At 55.4% G+C, this 19,792-nt stretch carries 19 protein-coding genes and 1 pseudogene; 11 read left to right on the top strand and 9 right to left on the bottom strand.

What is annotated here, in order from left to right; genetic code table 11:
- Positions 1 to 49: 49 nt before the first annotated feature.
- Positions 50 to 280, top strand: a pseudogene (gene truB, locus IE151_RS17950) (tRNA pseudouridine(55) synthase TruB); the annotation flags it as partial.
- 56 nt (positions 281 to 336) lie between these two features.
- Here the strand turns inward: truB and IE151_RS07990 are convergent.
- Positions 337 to 951, bottom strand: coding sequence for an NAD(P)-dependent oxidoreductase (locus IE151_RS07990; RefSeq protein ID WP_189489459.1), 615 nt, complete (start codon positions 949 to 951; stop codon positions 337 to 339).
- 141 nt (positions 952 to 1,092) lie between these two features.
- Here IE151_RS07990 and IE151_RS07985 point away from each other — a divergent pair, with 141 nt between their 5' ends.
- Positions 1,093 to 1,449: a winged helix-turn-helix transcriptional regulator gene (locus tag IE151_RS07985; protein ID WP_189489458.1), complete on the top strand. Its 357-nt coding sequence runs from the start codon at positions 1,093 to 1,095 to the stop codon at positions 1,447 to 1,449.
- A gap of 49 nt (positions 1,450 to 1,498) precedes the next feature.
- Here IE151_RS07985 and IE151_RS07980 read toward each other — a convergent pair whose 3' ends face one another.
- The gene (locus IE151_RS07980; RefSeq protein ID WP_189489457.1) at positions 1,499 to 1,696 is read right to left on the bottom strand and encodes a hypothetical protein; all 198 of its coding nucleotides are present in this window, start codon (positions 1,694 to 1,696) and stop codon (positions 1,499 to 1,501) included.
- Between the two features lie 456 nt (positions 1,697 to 2,152).
- Between IE151_RS07980 and rpsO the strand changes: the two genes are divergently transcribed.
- The 3 genes from rpsO to IE151_RS07965 all read left to right on the top strand — a co-directional run bounded on the left by rpsO (position 2,153) and on the right by IE151_RS07965 (position 5,871).
- A complete protein-coding gene (rpsO, locus tag IE151_RS07975) occupies positions 2,153 to 2,422 on the top strand; it encodes a 30S ribosomal protein S15 (protein ID WP_189489456.1) in 270 nt (89 codons plus the stop codon).
- 224 nt (positions 2,423 to 2,646) lie between these two features.
- Positions 2,647 to 4,776, top strand: coding sequence for a polyribonucleotide nucleotidyltransferase (gene pnp, locus IE151_RS07970; RefSeq protein ID WP_189489455.1), 2,130 nt, complete (start codon positions 2,647 to 2,649; stop codon positions 4,774 to 4,776).
- A gap of 78 nt (positions 4,777 to 4,854) precedes the next feature.
- Positions 4,855 to 5,871 (top strand): class I SAM-dependent methyltransferase, encoded by a 1,017-nt coding sequence (locus IE151_RS07965; protein ID WP_189489454.1) that lies wholly within the window; start codon positions 4,855 to 4,857, stop codon positions 5,869 to 5,871.
- An 84-nt stretch (positions 5,872 to 5,955) separates the two neighbouring features.
- Here the strand turns inward: IE151_RS07965 and cysQ are convergent, their stop codons facing one another.
- Complete coding sequence (cysQ, locus tag IE151_RS07960; protein WP_189489453.1) at positions 5,956 to 6,759, bottom strand: 3'(2'),5'-bisphosphate nucleotidase CysQ; 804 nt, start codon at positions 6,757 to 6,759, stop codon at positions 5,956 to 5,958.
- A gap of 323 nt (positions 6,760 to 7,082) precedes the next feature.
- Here cysQ and IE151_RS07955 point away from each other — a divergent pair, with 323 nt between their 5' ends.
- Complete coding sequence (locus tag IE151_RS07955; protein WP_189489452.1) at positions 7,083 to 8,180, top strand: DUF2793 domain-containing protein; 1,098 nt, start codon at positions 7,083 to 7,085, stop codon at positions 8,178 to 8,180.
- Here the strand turns inward: IE151_RS07955 and IE151_RS07950 are convergent, their stop codons facing one another.
- Entirely contained in the window at positions 8,181 to 9,305 is a 1,125-nt protein-coding gene (locus IE151_RS07950) for a DegT/DnrJ/EryC1/StrS family aminotransferase (protein WP_189489451.1), read from the bottom strand.
- 364 nt (positions 9,306 to 9,669) lie between these two features.
- Here IE151_RS07950 and IE151_RS07945 point away from each other — a divergent pair, with 364 nt between their 5' ends.
- Positions 9,670 to 11,301 (top strand): alpha-D-glucose phosphate-specific phosphoglucomutase, encoded by a 1,632-nt coding sequence (locus IE151_RS07945; protein WP_189489450.1) that lies wholly within the window; start codon positions 9,670 to 9,672, stop codon positions 11,299 to 11,301.
- An 8-nt stretch (positions 11,302 to 11,309) separates the two neighbouring features.
- On the opposite strand, the gene IE151_RS07940 is transcribed toward IE151_RS07945, so the two are convergent.
- Positions 11,310 to 11,552: a hypothetical protein gene (locus IE151_RS07940; protein ID WP_189489449.1), complete on the bottom strand. Its 243-nt coding sequence runs from the start codon at positions 11,550 to 11,552 to the stop codon at positions 11,310 to 11,312.
- A gap of 38 nt (positions 11,553 to 11,590) precedes the next feature.
- Between IE151_RS07940 and IE151_RS07935 the strand changes: the two genes are divergently transcribed.
- The 4 genes from IE151_RS07935 to IE151_RS07920 all read left to right on the top strand — a co-directional run bounded on the left by IE151_RS07935 (position 11,591) and on the right by IE151_RS07920 (position 16,980).
- Positions 11,591 to 13,186, top strand: coding sequence for a peptide ABC transporter substrate-binding protein (locus IE151_RS07935; RefSeq protein ID WP_189489448.1), 1,596 nt, complete (start codon positions 11,591 to 11,593; stop codon positions 13,184 to 13,186).
- Positions 13,187 to 13,273: 87 nt separating this feature from the next.
- Positions 13,274 to 14,197: an ABC transporter permease subunit gene (locus IE151_RS07930; RefSeq protein ID WP_189489447.1), complete on the top strand. Its 924-nt coding sequence runs from the start codon at positions 13,274 to 13,276 to the stop codon at positions 14,195 to 14,197.
- A 10-nt stretch (positions 14,198 to 14,207) separates the two neighbouring features.
- A complete protein-coding gene (locus tag IE151_RS07925; protein ID WP_189489446.1) occupies positions 14,208 to 15,347 on the top strand; it encodes an ABC transporter permease in 1,140 nt (379 codons plus the stop codon).
- A gap of 1 nt (position 15,348) precedes the next feature.
- Positions 15,349 to 16,980: an ABC transporter ATP-binding protein gene (locus IE151_RS07920; protein ID WP_189489445.1), complete on the top strand. Its 1,632-nt coding sequence runs from the start codon at positions 15,349 to 15,351 to the stop codon at positions 16,978 to 16,980.
- Positions 16,981 to 17,035: 55 nt separating this feature from the next.
- Here IE151_RS07920 and IE151_RS07915 read toward each other — a convergent pair whose 3' ends face one another.
- The 4 genes from IE151_RS07915 to IE151_RS07900 form a co-directional block, all read right to left on the bottom strand.
- The gene (locus tag IE151_RS07915; protein ID WP_189489444.1) at positions 17,036 to 17,743 is read right to left on the bottom strand and encodes an acyl-homoserine-lactone synthase; all 708 of its coding nucleotides are present in this window, start codon (positions 17,741 to 17,743) and stop codon (positions 17,036 to 17,038) included.
- Positions 17,744 to 17,899: 156 nt separating this feature from the next.
- Complete coding sequence (locus tag IE151_RS07910; RefSeq protein WP_189489443.1) at positions 17,900 to 18,658, bottom strand: LuxR family transcriptional regulator; 759 nt, start codon at positions 18,656 to 18,658, stop codon at positions 17,900 to 17,902.
- 288 nt (positions 18,659 to 18,946) lie between these two features.
- On the bottom strand, positions 18,947 to 19,222 hold the full coding sequence (locus IE151_RS07905; protein ID WP_189489442.1) for a DUF982 domain-containing protein: 276 nt from the start codon (positions 19,220 to 19,222) through the stop codon (positions 18,947 to 18,949).
- Positions 19,223 to 19,397: 175 nt separating this feature from the next.
- Positions 19,398 to 19,607: a cold-shock protein gene (locus tag IE151_RS07900; RefSeq protein WP_189489441.1), complete on the bottom strand. Its 210-nt coding sequence runs from the start codon at positions 19,605 to 19,607 to the stop codon at positions 19,398 to 19,400.
- Positions 19,608 to 19,792: the final 185 nt, after the last annotated feature.

Raw genomic sequence — 19,792 nt, 5'->3', positions numbered from 1 at the left:
TGTTGCAACGCTGGAGCGCGGTCCGAGCATGAAGGAGCGCTACGCGCCACTTGATGGTCTGCTGATCGAAACGGCCGCCGCGCTCGATTGTTTGCCGGAAGTCGTCGTTTCGGACGAAATGGCAACGCGCTTGCGTCTTGGCAATCCGATCATCGTCAAGGGCCGCGACGCGATCAGCCATGCCGACGAAGCGTTTGCCACCGCACGCGGTCGTCTGGTCGCGATCGGCTCGGTGGAAGCCGGTATGTTCCGCCCCAAACGGGTGTTCACGCACTCTTAAAGCGTGAGATGGAATTTCCACGCAAGAAGGCTTTGCGTGGAAATTCTTCATGCCACTCAATATCCGACGGTAAAACGCACGCCGCGATGCTTTGGCGTTTGGATTTCATCGACCAGGGCAATGGCGAAATCTTCGTAGGAAATCCAGCTGCGACCGTTCTCATCGGTAAGCAGCGTGTCTTGGCCGAGACGGAAATTGCCGGTGCGCTCGCCCGCAACGAATTCAGCCGAAGGTGAAAGAAAGGTCCAGTCGAGGTCTGTCTGATTTCTCAGCATGTCAAGATAGGCTGCCCCTTTAGAGGCTTCATTGAAATAGGCTGCCGGAAATCCGGGCTGATCGACGAGGCGCTTGCCAGGGGCGACTTCGAGGCTGCCCGCGCCACCAACGACGAGATAGCGCTTTGCACCTGAGGCGCGAACAGCTGACAAAAGTTTGTCTGGATCGGTGGCGCTGAAATGCACCGAGCTGATGACAATCTCATGGCCCTTCAAAACTTCGCCAAGCGCCGCAGCATCATTGAGATCGCCCTTGGTTGCCGTCACACCCTCAAGCGTTTCGATTTTCTCAGGATTGCGTGCAATCGCAGTGATGCTGTGGCCACGCGAACTCAATTCCCTCAGCAGACGCGAACCGACATTTCCCGATGCGCCGACAAGTGCAACCTTTGCCATTTTTCTTTTCCTTTCAACGATAGTCTCAAATGTAGACCGAAAGCTGAGAATTATGGTAGGACAGGAAACGGCGCAAAAAGTCAGTTTTGCGCGAACAGGTCACAGCGTAATGACTTTTGCGCAAATGCCGGGTTGGAAGCCATGAATATTTTAACGCAGCAAGCGCAGTTCGATCATCCTTGCCCCATTCGGAACGTACTGCACAGGATTGGCGACCAGTGGAGCCTGCTCGTGCTGGAAACGCTGTCGCGCAAAACGCTGCGCTTCAACGAAATAGGACGTGAGATCAATGATATCTCGAAGCAAATGCTGTCACGGACATTGAAGCGGCTGGAGCAGGACGGGTTCATCACCCGCACAGTTTTTGCAGAAGTTCCACCACGCGTCGAATATGCGCTGACCGATGTGGGGCGCTCGTTTCTTGTGCCCATGCAGGCACTGGTGCAATGGGCTGATGCTAACCACGCAACCATCTGTGAATCGCGGCGTCAATATTAGGAGAAAAACTTGATAACTTTGGGGGAGCATCGCTCCCCCAAAGTTAGTGTTAAGCTGCTGGCTTCTTGCTGCGAGCAATCAATTCACTTCCCGGATGGCGATGGCCTTTAATGACTTCATTAACCCGGCCGGGGTTGACGTCATACTTAGCTGCGATCCGATGCTGGAATTCTCCGTTCCAGTAACTCAACCAAATCTCCACAGCATCATTGTGGGTCAACTTGTAAGATGGCATGCGAATTTTCATAAGCGTTTAGCTCCTGAACATCCGTGCAGTTGATGTTATCCCTATTGACAAATGAGCTTATAGCGCCCACTTAGCGTCTCAAGTGATCACTTATGTTCCACCTGCACGGTGGGTACAAAATAGGTCGGTTGGTGTTGGCGCACCGCCGACCTGCTCATGTTATTGATGTAGAAATCAGTAACATCGCAATTATGGGTAGCGCTTCCATAATATTCAATAGTCTATGTTGGTTTTTTTGACAGGTTTTCATCCCTATCAACGTTTTTCTCTGTTTTTGCATGAATAGAGGCTGCTCTGTCCATCGCTTTGAGAAATCGCATTTCCCCTAGCGTTTCGCGCCTTTTTCCCCTATATGCGCAGCATCATTGCCTTTTAGGCGATGCTTTAGACGGCCCCTGCTGGACGACATCCCGGCTGTGGGCGACGATTGTTCCTCATTTTTGAAAGGATGACCCGATGTCGATCACCGTGGAACGCAAGGCAGAAATTCTCAAGGAATTCGCGACGAAGGCAAATGACACCGGCTCGCCGGAAGTGCAGGTTGCCGTTCTTTCCGAACGCATCAAGAATCTGACCGAGCACTTCAAGGACCACAAGAAGGACAACCACTCACGTCGTGGCCTTCTGATGCTGGTTTCCAAGCGTCGTAGCCTGCTTGATTACCTGAAGCGCATTGATGAACCGCGTTATCAGTCGCTGATTGAGCGCCTCGGCCTGCGCCGCTAAAACGAATTTCCGGCGGGTTTCAATGCGAAATCCGCCGGAACTCTTTTCTCCCCTTGGAGAGAAGTGCTGTTCGGCAAGGGTGTCGAGGCAGCAAACCATGAGGGTCCTGGGGCAGGATTGCAGGATACTTTTATATAGAGTCTCCCGTTGTCTTGCCCGTGGCCAAGAAAACTAACGAAAGGCGCGTCTTCGAAATGACGCTGCCGACCAACCAAGGACGACACATGTTCAACCACCACAAAGTCGAGATCGAATGGGCAGGCCGCCCGCTTACGCTCGAAACCGGCAAGATTGCCCGTCAGGCTGACGGCGCCGTGCTGGCGACCTATGGCGAGAGCGTCGTGCTGGCTACCGTCGTTTCGGCAAAAGAGCCGAAGCCGGGCCAGGACTTCTTCCCGCTGACCGTGAATTATCAGGAAAAGTCCTACGCTGCCGGTCGCATTCCAGGTGGCTATTTCAAGCGCGAAGGCCGTCCGAGCGAAAACGAAACGCTTGTTTCGCGACTGATCGACCGTCCGATCCGCCCGCTCTTTGTCGAAGGCTACAAGAACGACACGCAGGTTGTTATCACCGTTCTCCAGCACGATCTGGAAAACAATCCCGATGTCCTGTCGATGGTTGCCGCTTCCGCAGCACTTACCCTTTCCGGTGTACCCTTCATGGGACCGATCGGCGGCGCGCGCGTCGGCTATATCAACGGCAAGTACGTTTTGAATCCGCATGTCGATGAAATGCCGGAATCGAAGCTCGATCTGATCGTCGCTGGTACGAGCGAAGCTGTTCTCATGGTTGAATCGGAAGCTCAGGAGCTTTCCGAAGACGTGATGCTTGAAGCCGTCATTTTCGGCCAGAAGGGATTCCAGCCGGTTATCGACGCGATCATCAAGCTCGCCGAAGTTGCTGCGAAGGAACCGCGTGAATTCAACGCCGACGATCTCTCCGCTCTCGAAGCCGAGCTGCTTGCCGCCGTTGAAGGCGATCTTCGCGAGGCTTACAAGCTCACCGATAAACAGAGCCGCTACAATGCCGTCGATGCCGCAAAGGCAAAGGCCATTGCCGCAGTTCTTCCCGAAGGCGACGTAGAGCCCAAGTGGACCAAGGAACAGGTTGGCGCGGTCTTCAAAGATCTGCAGGCCAAAATCGTTCGCTGGAACATCCTCGATACCGGCAGCCGCATCGACGGTCGCGATCTCAAGACCGTTCGCCCGATCGTATCGGAAGTAGGAATCCTTCCTCGCACCCATGGTTCGGCGCTGTTTACCCGTGGTGAAACGCAGGCTCTTGTCGTGGCCACGCTTGGCACGGGGGAAGACGAGCAGTTCATCGACGAGCTGACCGGTACGCGCAAGGAAAGCTTCCTGCTGCACTATAATTTCCCGCCTTATTCCGTTGGTGAAACGGGCCGTATGGGTTCGCCGGGTCGTCGCGAAATTGGCCATGGCAAGCTTGCATGGCGCGCTGTTCATCCGATGCTGCCGGCTGCCGAGCAGTTTCCGTACACATTGCGCGTCGTTTCGGAGATTACCGAGTCCAACGGCTCGTCCTCGATGGCAACCGTCTGCGGCACCTCGCTTGCGCTGATGGATGCCGGCGTTCCGCTGGCAAAGCCGGTGGCAGGTATCGCCATGGGCCTGATCAAGGAAGAAGATCGCTTCGCTGTTCTCTCTGACATCCTCGGAGACGAAGACCATCTTGGCGACATGGATTTCAAGGTTGCCGGTACCAGCGAAGGCATCACCGCGCTGCAGATGGATATCAAGATCGACGGTATTACCGAAGAGATCATGAAGGTTGCTCTGGAGCAGGCCAAGGGTGGCCGTATGCACATCCTCGGGGAAATGAGCAAGACGCTTACCGAAGGCCGCAGCCAGCTTGGCGAGTTCGCTCCGCGCATCGAAGTAATGCAGATTCCGGTCGACAAGATCCGTGACGTCATCGGCTCGGGTGGCAAGGTTATTCGCGAAATCGTGGAAAAGACCGGCGCCAAGATCAACATTGAAGATGATGGCACGGTCAAGATTGCGTCCTCGAGCGGCAAGGAAATCGAAGCCGCCCGCAAGTGGATCCACACGATTGTTGCCGAGCCGGAAGTTGGCGAAATTTACGAAGGTACAGTCGTCAAGGTTGCCGACTTCGGCGCGTTCGTGAACTTTTTCGGTCCTAAGGATGGTCTGGTTCACATTTCGCAGCTCTCCAACGGCCGCCCGGAAAAGACCGGCGATGTCGTCAAGGAAGGCCAGAAGGTCTACGTCAAGCTCATGGGCTTCGACGAGCGTGGCAAGGTTCGCCTGTCGATGAAGGTCGTCGACCAGGAAACCGGCCAGGAAATCAAGAAGGACGACGCTGCTGAATAAGCAGAATTGCCTTTGAAACCAGGAAAGGCGTTGCCTTGGCGGGCAGCGCCTTTTCCATATTTGTTCGAGTTGATTGCCATGAACGAAGCGCTGAAAACCCTGTTCCACCCATTCGAAACCGGATCGCTGGAAAATCCCGCTGCGAACGATCGCGTTTTATTTCTCGACGTCGAGGCCGATAGATCTTTGCCAATGGATTTTCCAAAGCCCGCGTTCTGTGTGCAGCCGTCGCGACCCGCCTATCTTGCTGCCAAAGGATACGGCTGGACTGTCGAGCCGCGCCTGAGCGAAGGGACTTTTGATGCGGCGCTCATTCTGGGGGGGCGCTATCGCGGTCGCAGCGAGGCGCGGGTGGCAGAAGCTTTGCGCGCCGTGAAGGAAGGCGGGTTGATCGTCGTCGCCGCTTCCAAGGATGACGGGGCACAATCCTTGCGAAAGCGCATCGCGCAGCTGGTCGAGATCGAAGGTTCCGAACCAAAATATCATGGCATCGCCTTCTGGTTTCGCCGGCCGGTGGCATGCGAGGCGGCCGTGGAGCAGTTGCAGGCAGCGACCGCCGAAATTCCTGGCACCGGAGGCATGAAGGCGCCGGTGGGCGTCTTTTCGCATGACCGCATCGATGTCGGCTCAAAATTGCTGGTCGCGCATCTGCCAGAGCTCAAGGGGCGCGTCGCTGATTACGGCGCTGGCTGGGGATATCTCTCCGCTCACGCGCTGAAGGTTTCCGGCAAGATCACGCATCTCGATCTCTATGAAGCGGATTTCGAAGCACTTGAAGCCGCGCGCGCCAATCTGGACGAGCAGGCTAGCGAGGCAGAGCTCTCCCTCAAATGGCTTGATCTGACGCGCGAGGAAATCTCCGGGATTTATGACGCGGTCATCATGAACCCGCCTTTCCACAAGGGAAGAGCTGCGGAACCGTCACTGGGGCAGGCCTTTATCAAGAAGGCCGCTGCGCGCCTTCGCCCTGGCGGCAGACTTTACATGGTAGCAAATCGGCAGCTGCCCTACGAGGCTGTCCTGCAGCAGGCTTTCGGCAATTATACGCAACTTGCGGATCAGGCCGGTTTCAAGGTGCTGACGGCGCGCCGATAGCAGTCGTTCACGCAGTTTGGTTCATATTCGCATGAGGCACTGCGAATCTTTACCGCGGAACGAGGGTATCTCAACTATCCGGGTTTAGCTCCGCCCATGCCCGCTGCTCGCGATAAAATGGGTGCAGGAGAAGCCGCCTTTGTCGCAGTCCTCACGCTTGCCATAGCGCACGACCGAACCGTCTTCGCGCTCTGTCACCCCGCCGGCTGCGCGCAATACGGCATCGCCTGCCGCCGTGTCCCATTGCATGGTGGGGCCAAAGCGGGGATAGAGATCGGCTTCTCCCGATGCAATCAGGCAGAACTTGATCGATGATCCTACCGAAACGAGATCGGCCTGCTTGTGGCGCGCGATGAATTCTTCTGTTTTGGGCGTTGAGTGTGAGCGGCTGGCGACGATGCGCAGGCGTTCCCCGGGTTCGACCACCTTCAGCGGCACCCGGCTTTCGACCTGCCAGTCCTTGTCATAGACGATCTTTTCGGCATGGTCCCGCAGACCTGTATAAAGTACGCGTTGGCATGGCACGAACACAGCGCCGATGACTGGAATGCCATGCTCGATCAGTGCGATGTTGATTGTGTACTCGCTGCGTCCTTCGACAAATTCGCGCGTACCGTCAAGGGGGTCGATCAGAATGAAACGCTCGCCATCGATATTCGGGATTCGTCCTGCCGCGGCTTCTTCTTCAGCGATAACGGGAATGTCCGGCAGATGGTCTTTCAGCCCGTCGAGAATGATCGCCTCGGCTGCACGATCCGCCACGGTAACGGGCGATGCATCCGACTTGTGTTCAACAGCGAGCGTCTCGTCGCGAAAATGTTTAAGCGTCTCCTTGCCAGCAGCGAGAGCGAGATCAGCGAAGAGATCAAGAATGAGGGCGTCGTGCATAAGAAACCGGCTTGTCCATGGAGCATCTGTGCTCCGTCTAGGGCGCCACGGATCATAACACAATAAGTACCAGAATAGCGAGATTTGCAAAAACATCTGTTGGGAGGGAAATCGTAAGAGGATCAGCGGCTTTATACTGCGATCTCTCCAATCTGGACGGGGATGGTTTTTTGCTGCGAGCGCATTGAAGAACATCGCTAAAGGCTTGCAGGGCCGCATTTTTTCACATTTGTGCTTCAAGCGGGGCGCGAGGACAAGGCGATGTTATCCACCTTCTTGTGTCCGGTGGGAGAATTGCGGCCATCGCAATCTGGAGAAAATGCATGGACCGCTCGTCAATTCTCTCGCTTCCTCTCATCATGCCCTCGCAGGCTCAGAAACACGTCACACACAACGAAGCGCTCGACATGCTCGACGCCCTTGTTCAACTCTCGGTTCTGAGCCGAACGGCGGTTGCTCCGCCAGCGGCGCCAGCTTTAGGCGATCGATATATCATTGCACCCGATCCGACCGGAGCATGGGAGGGCCAAGCGCAGAAACTTGCTGTCTGGCGCGGTAATGGTTGGGATTTTCTGATTCTGCCGGTTGGCGCGCTCGCCTATGTTGCGGATGAAGAGAGCGTGTTCGTGAAGCATGCAGACGGTTGGGAGGCGGTGAGGACGAAGCTTCCGGGGGGCTTCATCCGTCAGGATGGCATCGGGATCAATGCCGAGGCCGATAGCTATAACCGCTTCAGCATCAATGCGCAGGCGAGTCTTTTCAATCATGAAGGCGGATCGCACCGGCTGACGATGAACAAGAACGTATCCAGCGACACAGCCACAATGGTTTTTCAGACGAACTGGTCGGGCCGTGCTGAAATGGGCCTGGCGGGTAACGATGATTTTAACGTCAAGGTAAGCGCCGACGGCGAGACCTGGCGGGATGCCATGCGCATCGACGGTGCGAGCGGGCAGGCGATCTTCCCAGGTGGAGTGCGTGCGCCTGGTATCCTCACGCACAACCTTTATGCCGCACTGACGGATGCAGTGTCGACAGGATCTACTGTCCTGACGCGGACAGGGCTTTCCTGCACCGTCACGACCTCTTCGGGGAGTGCCAGGATCCGCTTGCTCGCATCATTGTGCCTGGGAGCGGATTTTGCGCTGACGGTGCCGAAGGTCGGGATATTGCGGAACGGAGTCCGTATATGGCCCCAACTGGCGGATGCGAGCTACTATCCGCAAACAGGAAGTGCGCCAGCATCGACGTGGCACATCGCGCCGGCACTTATCCAGTGCGAGGATCAACCAGGTGAGGGCACCTTCGTCTATGAGATTGCCATCGCGAGTTCTGATGGCGGCCCGGTCTATCTCAATCGCCGCGCCGCAGACACTATGCTGGTCGGCGAGAGTTCCCTGACCCTCGCCGAAATAGAATGATTACTTGCCCTGACGCTTGATGAAGGTCAGGACCGTGTCGATGATACGGTCCTGATCGCCGCTGGAGAGATAGGGATGCATAGGCAGGCAGAGAATCTGCTTGGGTAGCGTTTCCGAGACGGCGAGACCGGTCGGTGTGCGTGGAAAGTGCTCATAGGCCTTCTGGACGTGCAACGGCTTCACATAATAGATCACCGAGGGGATGCCGTTTTCGGTCAAATGAGCGCGTAGCGCGTCGCGGTGGGATGTTTCAATCGCATACTGCGCCCATGCCGACCGCGTCCCTGTTCGATTGGATGCGGCTTTCAACATCGTACCGAAGCCGTCGAAATAGCGTTGCGCGACCTTGCGGCGAGCCTCCATCTCGTCTTCAAGAATGGCGAGCTTTTCGAGCAGGATGGCTGCCTGAACGGTGTCCAGACGTGAATTCAGCCCGACGTGAACATTGTCATATTGCGTCTCGCCTTTGCCATGGAAGGCATAGGAGCGCAGCAGATCGGCCAGTTCTCCGTCATTGGTGAACATTGCGCCGCCATCGCCATAACACCCAAGAGGTTTGGCCGGGTAGAAACTTGTACCCGCAACATCGCCATAAGCACCGCACATCTGGTCAGCACCGCCGCCGATCGCCTGTGCAGCATCTTCGATCACCATCAGGTTCTCGCGTTTGGCAATTGCCAGAATGGCCTCGTAATCGGCTGGCTCACCGAACAGGTCGACCGGAATGATCGCACGAGGCTTCAGCTTGCCCTCCTGCTTGATCATGGCGATTGCGGCTTCAAGACTGGCGGGGTCAAGATTGTAGGTGTCCGGATCGACATCGACAAAAACCGGGGCGGCCTTTGCGAGTGCAACCACTTCCGCGGTGGCCGCAAAGGTAAAGCTCGGAACGAACACCGCATCGCCTGGGCCAATGCCACGGGCAAGCAACGGTATCAGAAGCGCGTCCGTACCATTCGCGCAGGCGACGACATGCTTGACGCCAACATATTCTGCCAATGCGCCTTCCAGTTCGCTGACTTCCGGGCCGAGAATATATTTACCGCTGTTGACCACGCGCATGATTGCGGAATTGATGCGGTCGCCGAGACGTTCGCGCTGGGCTCCTAGGTCGATAAACTGCATGATATGTCGCCTGTTTTAAAATCGAGATATTGCTGGGCGCTCAATAGCAGGTGCCATCTGGTCCTGAAAGCGTCGCCAGCCCCCGAATACTGTACCAGTTGTCGCAGCTATTTGAATCGGAGCGCCGAAGAAAATGAACAAGTGGCTGTTATAAATAGTAAAAATGAGTTTTTCTGTGCTTTGTTATCACCCGTCTGGGCGTGTATGATACAGGAAGTGAACGGAATGCGTGTGCAGCGTCTCGCCCTCGACATGAAACCGACAGACAAACAATGCGTTAGAAACGAATAGCGAATCTGCGTTTCAATTTCGATTCGCGTTCCCACCTGAAGGCAAGCGCCCTTCCATTTTTGACCGGATTACAATGATCAAGACCGTTTTCACGACGCCTTTCAACGACCAGAAACCCGGCACTTCCGGGCTCCGCAAGAAGGTAAAGATCTTCGAGCAACCGAACTATCTGGAGAATTTCGTCCAGTCGCTGCTCGACAGTCTGGAGGGGGGGGCAGCGGGAAAAACCTTTATCCTTGGCGGTGATGGGCGTTATTATAATCGGCAGGCGATCGCGACCGTTTTGAAAATGGCCGCTGCGAATGGTGTCGCGAAGGTCATAGTTGGCCAGGGTGGAATTCTCTCGACGCCGGCGGCATCGAACCTTATCCGCAAGCGCAAAGTCGATGGTGGCATCGTTCTCTCTGCCAGCCATAATCCCGGCGGCCCCAATTACGATTTCGGCATCAAGTTCAATGTCGGCAACGGTGGTCCTGCCCCCGAAAAATTGACCAATGCGGTCTACGCTCGCTCCAGGGAAATCGCAGAGTACAAGACGCTCGACGCCGATGTGCCATCCCTCGCTATCCTAGGTACGTTCGATCTGGCCGGAATGACTGTCGAGATCGTTGATCCTGTGAGTGATTATGCGCAATTGATGGAAGAGCTTTTCGATTTTTCCGCGATACGTGACCTGCTTGGCTCAGGATTCCGCATGCGCTTCGATGCGATGAGTGCTGTCACCGGACCTTATGCGCTCGAGATTTTCGAGAAACGTCTTGGTGCGCCTGCGGGTACCGTTCTCAATTCGAAGCCGCTCGAAGATTTTGGCGGTCATCATCCCGATCCCAACATCGTGCACGCGAAGAAACTGTACGAAGAGCTGATGGGATCCGGCGCGCCGGACTTCGGCGCCGCTTCCGATGGTGATGGTGATCGCAATCTCATTCTGGGGCGCGGTATTTTCGTTAATCCATCCGACAGCCTTGCCATTCTGGCGGCCAATGCACATCTTGCTCCCGCATATAAGAACGGCATTGCCGGGATCGCGCGGTCCATGCCGACCAGCCGCGCGGCTGACCGTGTGGCCGAAAAGCGCGGCATTGGCATGTATGAAACGCCCACAGGCTGGAAATTCTTCGGCAATCTGCTTGACGCTGGCAAGGTCACCATCTGCGGTGAGGAAAGTGCTGGAACCGGTTCGGATCACGTGCGGGAAAAGGATGGCCTGTGGGCCATTCTGCTCTGGCTGAATATCCTGGCTGTGCGCAAGGAAAGCGTTGCCGACATTGTCAATGCGCACTGGGCTGAGTTCGGACGCAACTATTATGCGCGCTATGATTACGAGGAAGTGGAGCAGGCGCGCGCCGACGCCTTGATGACCGAACTCCGTGCGAAGCTGAGTACATTGAAGGGGCAGGCGATTGAAGGCGAAATGGTCTCGGATGCTGACGACTTCGCCTACCACGACCCGATTGACGGCTCGGTCAGCGAAAATCAGGGCATTCGTGTCTTGTTCGAAAGCGGGTCGCGCATCGTCTTTCGCTTGTCCGGTACCGGTACAAGCGGCGCGACTTTGCGCGTTTATCTGGAGCGCTACGAGCCTGCGGGAGGAAATCATCGTCAGGAGACGCAGGCGGCGCTTGTCAAGCTGGTTCATGCAGCAGAAGAAATCGCCGGTATAGCGCGACACACCGGACGCGATGCGCCTTCCGTTATCACTTGATGACCAAATTATCCGGATGAAGAACCCTGGCGTGGCGGCTGCAAAGATCGCCACGTCGATTTTTTTTGTGAATCAGTTTCCCCGCCATCCACAGCAAAACCTTGTTTTGTCGATTTAAAAAGAACTTTAACAAAAGGTGGCGGCTTTATGGCGACCGAAAATTTCGCTCGCACATCTCCAGTATAGTGGAAATCGCGACCTGCATTTTCGTTTACGTGAAAGGCGATTGTCATCCCGGATTCTGTGCCCATAATCGGCCTCACAATATAAGCCAATGGGAGACGGCAAAATGCTAAAGACATTCCTTAAAGGTGCAATGCTCGCGACGAGCCTGACGATGGCAGGAGGCGTATTTGCTTCCGTTGCTCAGGCTCAAACCTACAACCGAGGCAACGACACCGATCCAACGACGCTCGATCATCAGAAGACCTCGACGGTGGCCGAGGGGCATATTATGCGTGACCTGCAGGAAGGTCTCGTAGCCTTTGGCCCGAAGGCCGAGATCGTGCCGGGTGCAGCCGAAAGCTGGGAAATTTCCGAGGACGGTCTCGTCTATACCTTCAAATTGCGCGAAGACGGCAAGTGGTCGAACGGAGAGCCGGTCACGGCCGAAGATTTCGTCTTTACCTTCCAGCGTATTCAGGATCCGGCAACGGCTGCGCCTTATGCCAATATGCACTATATCATCAAGAACGCCGAGAAGCTGAACAAGGGCGAGGTCGATAAGGCCGAGCTTGGCGTGAAAGCCATTGACGAGCGCACGCTGGAAATTACCCTGAACGAGCCGACGCCGTATTTTCTTGGTCTGCTAACGCATCAGACAGGGCTTCCCGTGAACAAGAAATCGGTCGAAGAGCATGGTGAGGCCTTCTCTCGTCCGGGAAATCTTGTTTCGAACGGCGCGTTCATGCTGGAATCCTTCGTTCCAAACGACAAGATCGTTCTCAAGAAGAACCCGCATTATCATGCGGCTGACGAGGTAAAGCTCGAGACCGTCAACATCATCCCCTTCGAAGATCGGGCTGCCTGCCTGCGGCGCTTCGAAGCCGGGGAAATCCATACATGTTCGGACCTGGCTGCCGAGCAAATGGATTACATGAAGCAGAACCTTGGGGATCAAGTGCGCATCGCGCCTTATCTGGGCACATATTATCTGCCGGTGAAGGGTAAGGAAGGCTCACCGCTCAAGGACAAGCGCGTCCGTCGGGCGCTGTCGCTGGTCATCGATCGCGACTTCCTCGCCAAGGATATCTGGCGTGATACCATGCTGCCCGGCTATTCTATGGTTCCCCCCGGCATCGACAATTACAATGATCCTGTCTTCCTGGAATTCAAGGAGGACGATCTTCTGGATCGTGAGGATGAAGCAAAGAGACTGCTTGAGGAAGCCGGCATCAAGGAAGGCGAGCTCACTGTCGAGCTGCGCTATAACACATCTGAAAATCACAAGAACACGATGACCGCCGTGGGCGACATGTTCAAGAACATCGGCGTCAACGCCACTTATGTTGAAATGGAAGGCACGGGCTATTTCAACTATATGAAGAATGACGGCGCGTTCGACATCAGCCGCGCTGGCTGGATCGGCGATTATTCCGATCCGCAGAACTTCCTGTTCCTGTTCGAAACGGATAATCTCGGCTTCAACTATCCTCGGTGGTCGAACGCCGAATATGACAAGCTGATGGCCGAAGCCGCGAAGGAAACGGATCTCGCTGCGCGCAGCAAGATCCTGGCGCAGGCCGAGACTATCCTGCTGGACGAAGAACCGGCTATCCCGGTCCTCTACTATGCATCGGGATCGCTGGTTTCAAACAAGGTTTCCGGCTGGGAAGACAATCTCCAGAACGCGCACCGCGCGCGCTATATCTCGATCGCTGAATAATCTCTGAGACGTGTTCCGGTGGAGCCTGCCGCTCCGCCGGATTGCTCTTCCATACGGCTGGGCATCACCGAATCCAGGAGTAGCGCGGTGTTTTTCTATGTGTTGCGTCGGTTGGCGGGAGCCATCCCGACCCTGTTCGTCATCGTGACGATTTCGTTCTTCATGATTCGGCTGGCGCCTGGCGGTCCCTTCGATCTGGAGCGTCCGCTCGATCCGCTGATCATGCAAAATCTTGAGCGCGTTTATAATCTCGACAAGCCGGTCTGGCAGCAATATCTGCTTTATCTCAGCAATCTCGCCCATGGCGACCTGGGCCCAAGCTTCACGCGACGTGACTTCTCCGTTGCTGATCTCTTCCGCGTCGGTCTGCCTGTTTCGATCATGATCGGCGGTCTGTCGATCCTGATAGCGCTGGTACTTGGCACCTTTTTCGGTGCGTTGGCAGCACTGCGGCAGAATTCTTGGGTCGATTATATGGTCGTGGGCGTTGCAACCTTCGGCATTACCATTCCGCCCTTCATCGTTGCGCCGATTCTCAGTCTGCTCTTCGGCGTCATGATGGGATGGCTGCCCGCTGGTGGCTGGCAAAGCGGTTCAATCCGTCATCTCATCTTGCCGGTCGCGACGCTTGCACTGCCGCAGATCGCTATCATCGCGCGCCTCACCCGGGGCGCAACCATCGAGGCGCTTCGTTCAAATCATGTGCGCACGGCGCGAGCCTATGGTCTTCCGAACCGCGTCGTGCTGATTGTGCATACTTTGCGCGCTGCGATGCTGCCGGTCGTTTCCTATCTCGGACCGACAGCGGCAAGCCTGCTCACCGGGTCGGTGGTGGTCGAAACCATTTTTGGCATCCCGGGTATCGGGCGCTATTTCGTTCAAGGCGCGCTTGGTCGTGACTACACCCTCGTCATGGGAACGGTCGTGGTGATCGCCTGCTTCGTCGTGGTGTTCAATCTGATCGTCGACCTTGTTTATGCCTGGCTCGACCCGCGCGTCCGTTACGACTGAGGAGCATGAAATGACGATTACCCCCGCAGTCGAAATTGCCGCCACTGGCGAAACCGTTTCGGGCCGCTCGCTCTGGCAGGACGCCTGGATCCGCTTGCGACGCAACAAGGCCGCCGTTACCAGCATGATCGTGCTTGGCTTCATGGCGCTGATCGCTATTTTCGGCCCGATGCTCTGGCCGCACCCTTACGATCGCATCTATCCGCAATATGTACGTATGCCAGCGTCGATAGAGGCCTATCCGAAGGCCGACGATATCCAGCCAGCCTTCGCATCCGCGCTGGACCGCGTGCGCGGGCTGGAAGTGGGTGAAATCGAAGTTGGCTCGTCATCGATCAGCGCGCCGATTTCGAGCGCGGATGAAATCGATCCGCGCATAACGCGTTATCTCGAACGATCCGACCTGTTCACGAATGCCCGCATCGAGGATCTGACCGCTGACGGTCGCACCGGAACAATAGCGGCCGACGTCAACCGCGTTCGCTTTATCTTTGGCACGGATGCGAATGGGCGCGATCTCGCGGCCCGCATCATGGTTGGCATTCGCATTTCAATGGCCATTGGTTTGCTCGCCTCGGTCATGTCGCTTCTGCTGGGCGTTACTTACGGTGCTGCGTCCGGTTATATTGGCGGCAAGGTGGATGACGTGATGATGCGCGTTGTGGACGTGCTTTATTCGCTACCGTTCATCTTTTTCGTCATATTGCTGGTCGTGTTCTTCGGGCGAAGTTTCATTCTGATCTTTATCGCCATCGGTGCGACGGAATGGCTCGACATGGCCAGAATCGTGCGGGGCCAGACACTGACCATCAAACGGCAGGAATATGTGCAGGCGGCACAAGCGCTCGGCGTCTCATCAAGCGGCATCCTCCGACGCCACGTTATTCCGAACACGCTCGGGCCGGTCGTGGTCTTCTCGACTTTGCTGATCCCGAAGGCGATCCTGCTGGAAAGCCTGCTCTCTTTCCTTGGGCTGGGTGTGCAGGAACCGCTTACCAGTCTTGGCCTGCTTATTTCCGAGGGGGCAGCCAACATGCGCGGCGCGACCTGGCTGCTCGTCTATCCGGCGCTCACGCTCACCGCTATCTTGTTTGCCCTGAACTTCCTGGGCGACGGTTTGCGCGATGCACTCGACCCGAAGGATCGCTGACATGGAAAATCAAACGCAGACCGTCCTGTCCGTCCGGGACCTGCATGTCGAGTTTCAGACCAATGACGGCGCCGTGCACGCGGTCAAAGGGGTGGAGCTTGACGTGAAAGCGGGCGAAACCGTTGCGATCGTCGGTGAATCCGGCTCCGGCAAAAGCCAGACAATGATGGCCATCATGGGATTGCTCGCCTCCAATGGGCGCACACGTGGCCAGGCTCTTTATCGAGGCAGGAATATTGTAGGCCTGCGCGAAAGGGACCTGAACCGGATTCGTGGCAATGATATCACCATGATCTTTCAGGAGCCGATGACGTCTCTCGATCCACTCTACAAGATCGGACGGCAAATGGCGGAGCCGCTGATCCATCACAAGGGCTTGTCAAAGCAGGCTGCACGCGAGCGTGTGCTGGAACTTCTGCGCCTTGTCGGCATCCCCGAGCCGGAACGTCGTATCGACAGCTATCCGCATGAGCTTTCGGGCGGCCAGCGTCAGCGCGTCATGATCGGCATGGCACTCGCCAATGATCCGGACATATTGATCGCCGACGAACCAACAACCGCGCTCGACGTAACAATTCAGGCACAGATTCTGGAACTGCTGGCAGAATTGCAAAAGAAACTAGGTATGGCCATCGTCTTCATCACCCATGATCTTGGCATCGTGCGACGGCTTGCGGATCGCGTTTATGTGATGCGGCGTGGCGAGGTGGTGGAGCAGGGCGAGACGGAAGCCCTCTTCAGCGCGCCTTCCCATGATTATACCAGAATGCTCCTGTCCGCCGAACCCGAGGGCCGGAAAGACCCGGTTGCCGATAATGCGCCGATTTTGCTGGAGGGGCGCGATGTTGGCGTGACCTTCAATATTGGAGGATCCGTTCTCTTTGGTAAGCAGGTTTATCTCAAGGCCGTCGATGGCATAAGTGTTGCGCTGCGAAAGGGGCAGACCATCGGCATCGTGGGCGAGTCCGGTTCCGGCAAGTCGACGCTCGGTCGCGCTCTCTTGCGGCTTCAGCCAAGCACGGGCGACATACGTTTTCAGAACAACGCCATCTCGCACATCGATGCCAAGGCGATGCAACGCTACCGCAGGCAGCTTCAACTTGTCTTTCAGGATCCCTTCGGGTCGCTCTCGCCGCGCATGACGGTCGGCCAGATCATCACTGAGGGGCTCCTCGTGCATGAACCGGGAATCAGTCGGAAGCAGCGGGACCAGCGCGCCATCGCGGCGCTAGAGGAAGTTGGCCTTGATCCCATTATGCGCAATCGCTACCCGCATGAGTTCTCGGGCGGCCAGCGCCAGCGAATCGCGATTGCACGGGCAATTATTCTGAAGCCCGAAGTCGTGGTGCTGGACGAACCTACTTCGGCTCTCGATCGCACGGTGCAGAAACAAATCGTCGATCTTCTGCGCGACCTCCAGCGTGAGCACGGCTTGTCTTACCTGTTTATCAGCCACGATCTCGCCGTCGTACGCGCCATGGCCGACTATATTATCGTGATGAAGAACGGCCGGATCATTGAGGAAGGAGGTACAGAGGCGATCTTCGATGATCCTCAGATGGAATATACCAGGACGCTCATGGCTGCCGCCATCGATCCGACCCGCTTTGGCGAAAAAAGCCAAACTGTCTGAGGATGCTGGCTGAGCGGGCAGGGGAGGATGCATATGCTCTTCCCCTGCCCAAGGGTCATGCTGCCTGAACAGCGACGGCTGGCATTGCGGGCGTTGCGGGAATAAAGGGCCTATAAGGGCCTATATGAACCAGCCCCGTGGATTTCGCTTCCTCCAGGGCCAGAAGACTTTCCGGATGTTTTGCCGCTTTGCGCGCATATCGAAGCGCTTTGTCCCGCGCATTACGGCTTACTCTATTGAACGCTGCAAAGCAGCGCCTTCCCGAGACGCGGTCGATCTTGCCATGCACGATGACCTGCCATCTCAGCTCGTTCCACATGCGGCGCCAATAGATCTCCTGTATCCCACCGATGAAGGTGATGTTTTCCCTTATGCAATATTCCATCACATCGGCGCAAAATCGGCTCTTGATCGCCCCAACGCCCTTCTCGCGATATTTGGGGGCGACGAAACCCCGCGTCCACTCGGCAATGCAAGCTTCGGTCGGTACCGGTATCCTGCCGCAAAACTCGGAGAAGTGCTCGCCTAGCATGGTTGGCTGTGTGAAAGGGATAAGGCGGGAGCCCGCGATAATCTCGTCACCATTCATGCTGACAAGATATGTTGCATGATCCGTGTCGTACTGATCAATTTCAAGGCCATCGGCTCGTTCTTCGCGCCAATTTTTCTCCCCAACATATATATCGTGCCGTATTGAAAATAATTTTTCCAGAATTTCTATGTATTCGCTTTGATTTGCACTGTTTATGACGTGCGTTTCCATTGCTGCTCCCCTGAAAGCTTCAGGGCGCATATTAATTTTTAGGAAGTTTTTATTAATACGTAGATTTAGATATTGATTTTTAAGAACAGTACGTTGAATTGATTCTCGCGCGAATATACCGCGGCTTCTCGGTCCGGCGCGTCTGTTCCGTTATGTCTAGAGGTTGATATAGCCGTTCAGGAGCGCGATTGCTACAGCTTGGGTTGTAGTCGAAACGTTCAATTTTCCACGTATGGTGGAAAGATGGACATGGACTGTCCGCTCCGAGATGCCCAGGATCACGGATGTTTCCCAGGAAGTTTTGCCGAGCGCTATCCAGGTCAAAATTTCCATTTCGCGACCCGAAATCTGCCTGTTGGCTTGATCCGCCGCGGTTCTGGCTGCGGTTTGTTGAAGGCGAGACAATGCCAGGTTGAAGTAGCTAGCTGCCAGATATGCCATCGCAACAGTGTTGGTTTCGTTGATCAACGGAGCTTCGGTTGCTAACGAGACGACGCGTTTGCCCCATTTGGTATCCCGCAAAGGGATAGTTATGCCGTCCGCCATGCCCAGAGCCTCGGACTCCTTTTGCAAAGCCGTTCGCTTTATTCGCTCCGCTTTATTGCCGAAATGCGTATTCTTTACTGAATTCCATGTGAAGGGGACTTCGGATACCAGTGCATTCTGACTAACCGGGTCAACTTGGAAGTAGTTCTGATCGATATAGCGTTCAGTCCATCTTTCCGGCCACTGATTCAGGATGACTTGGGTGGAAATCTCTGCACCGGATCTCTTCAAGTCGCTGACAATGAACGAGTTAAAGGAGTTTTTATGCAGTAGCGAGGTAAACTTCTCGTTCAGTTCTCTTTCCGTCGAAACGGATGAGCTTGCCGTAACGAATGCAAGAACATCATTTGCAAAATTTTGGACGGGCATACTTAACGTCCTGACGCTTGAACAGCGTCAAATATTGCAGGCTAAAATAAGGAAGTCAACTTTATGGAATGTGATTTATCGTGAAAATTGTAATTATATAAAAACTCTACTTTAGGGGAGGGTAATGAAACGAGTTCGAGGGTGCCGCTGAAGATCCTATTCATAGAGAGGATGAATGTCGGCGTGATGAAAGAAGTAAATCTTCTGAAAAGAAAAATGTCCCATGCAGGGTGCGAGATGGGACACAATATAATATCAAATCAATCAGGCGTTGAAAGCGTTTTGAGGCTAGATCGCCAGCGGCGTCTTTCCCTTAATCGGAGGTGTCTCCGTCAGAAGGCCGGCACTCTCGGCTGCCTCAACAAACGCACAATGTGCCTTGTCGATCGATGCCCACCCGTCGAGCGTATCATGGCAGGCTGCAACTGCCTTGCGGTAACGGGCGCATTTCGGGCAGGGCCACTGACTAGTCAATAGCTCGAGTGCCTCCCACGTAGAGGAAATGCGATTGACCAAGGTTCCTACTCGAACCGAAACCGGCTGGGGAAAGGGTTTATCGCTCATCGCCATAACCTCATCTTTTTCTGTCCCATCTAATCAGGAGTTGGAGGACACCTGTAAATGCTCGGGCAGGATAGAGGTTCCGGAGAGAGGGGGAAATCTCGGTTTATGCCTATCTCTTTGAATTTAAATAAAAATGGCCGGCTAAGCCGGCCATTCATTGGCATTTTCGCGAGTGTTAGGCTACGCGAAGATTGTCAGCGGACTGACGGCCCGAACGCTTGTCGGTAGCCAGTTCGTAAGAGATTTTCTGACCATCGTTCAGGCCGTTCAGGCCTGCGCGTTCTACAGCCGAAATGTGGACGAACACGTCCTGGCCGCCGTCTTCAGGCTGAATGAAGCCAAAGCCCTTGGTCGAGTTGAACCACTTAACGGTACCATTGATCATGACGATTTTCCTAATCGTAGCAAGAAAGGTTGGCAAAGGTCTCCCCCTGCCGGCAAATCGATAGTGAAAGGAAACGTCGTCATGGCCGAAGCCGCAGAAGAACCATATTCATTACAAGATCGATCGCTCGAACATAATGAAACGGCGGGAAACAATCAAGATGCTGTGACAGTGCTCCTGCATAT

Origin of the sequence: Limoniibacter endophyticus (assembly GCF_014652835.1) — a bacterium.
Classification (GTDB): domain Bacteria; phylum Pseudomonadota; class Alphaproteobacteria; order Rhizobiales; family Rhizobiaceae; genus Limoniibacter; species Limoniibacter endophyticus.
This window is presented reverse-complemented; position numbering and strand designations above follow the sequence as displayed.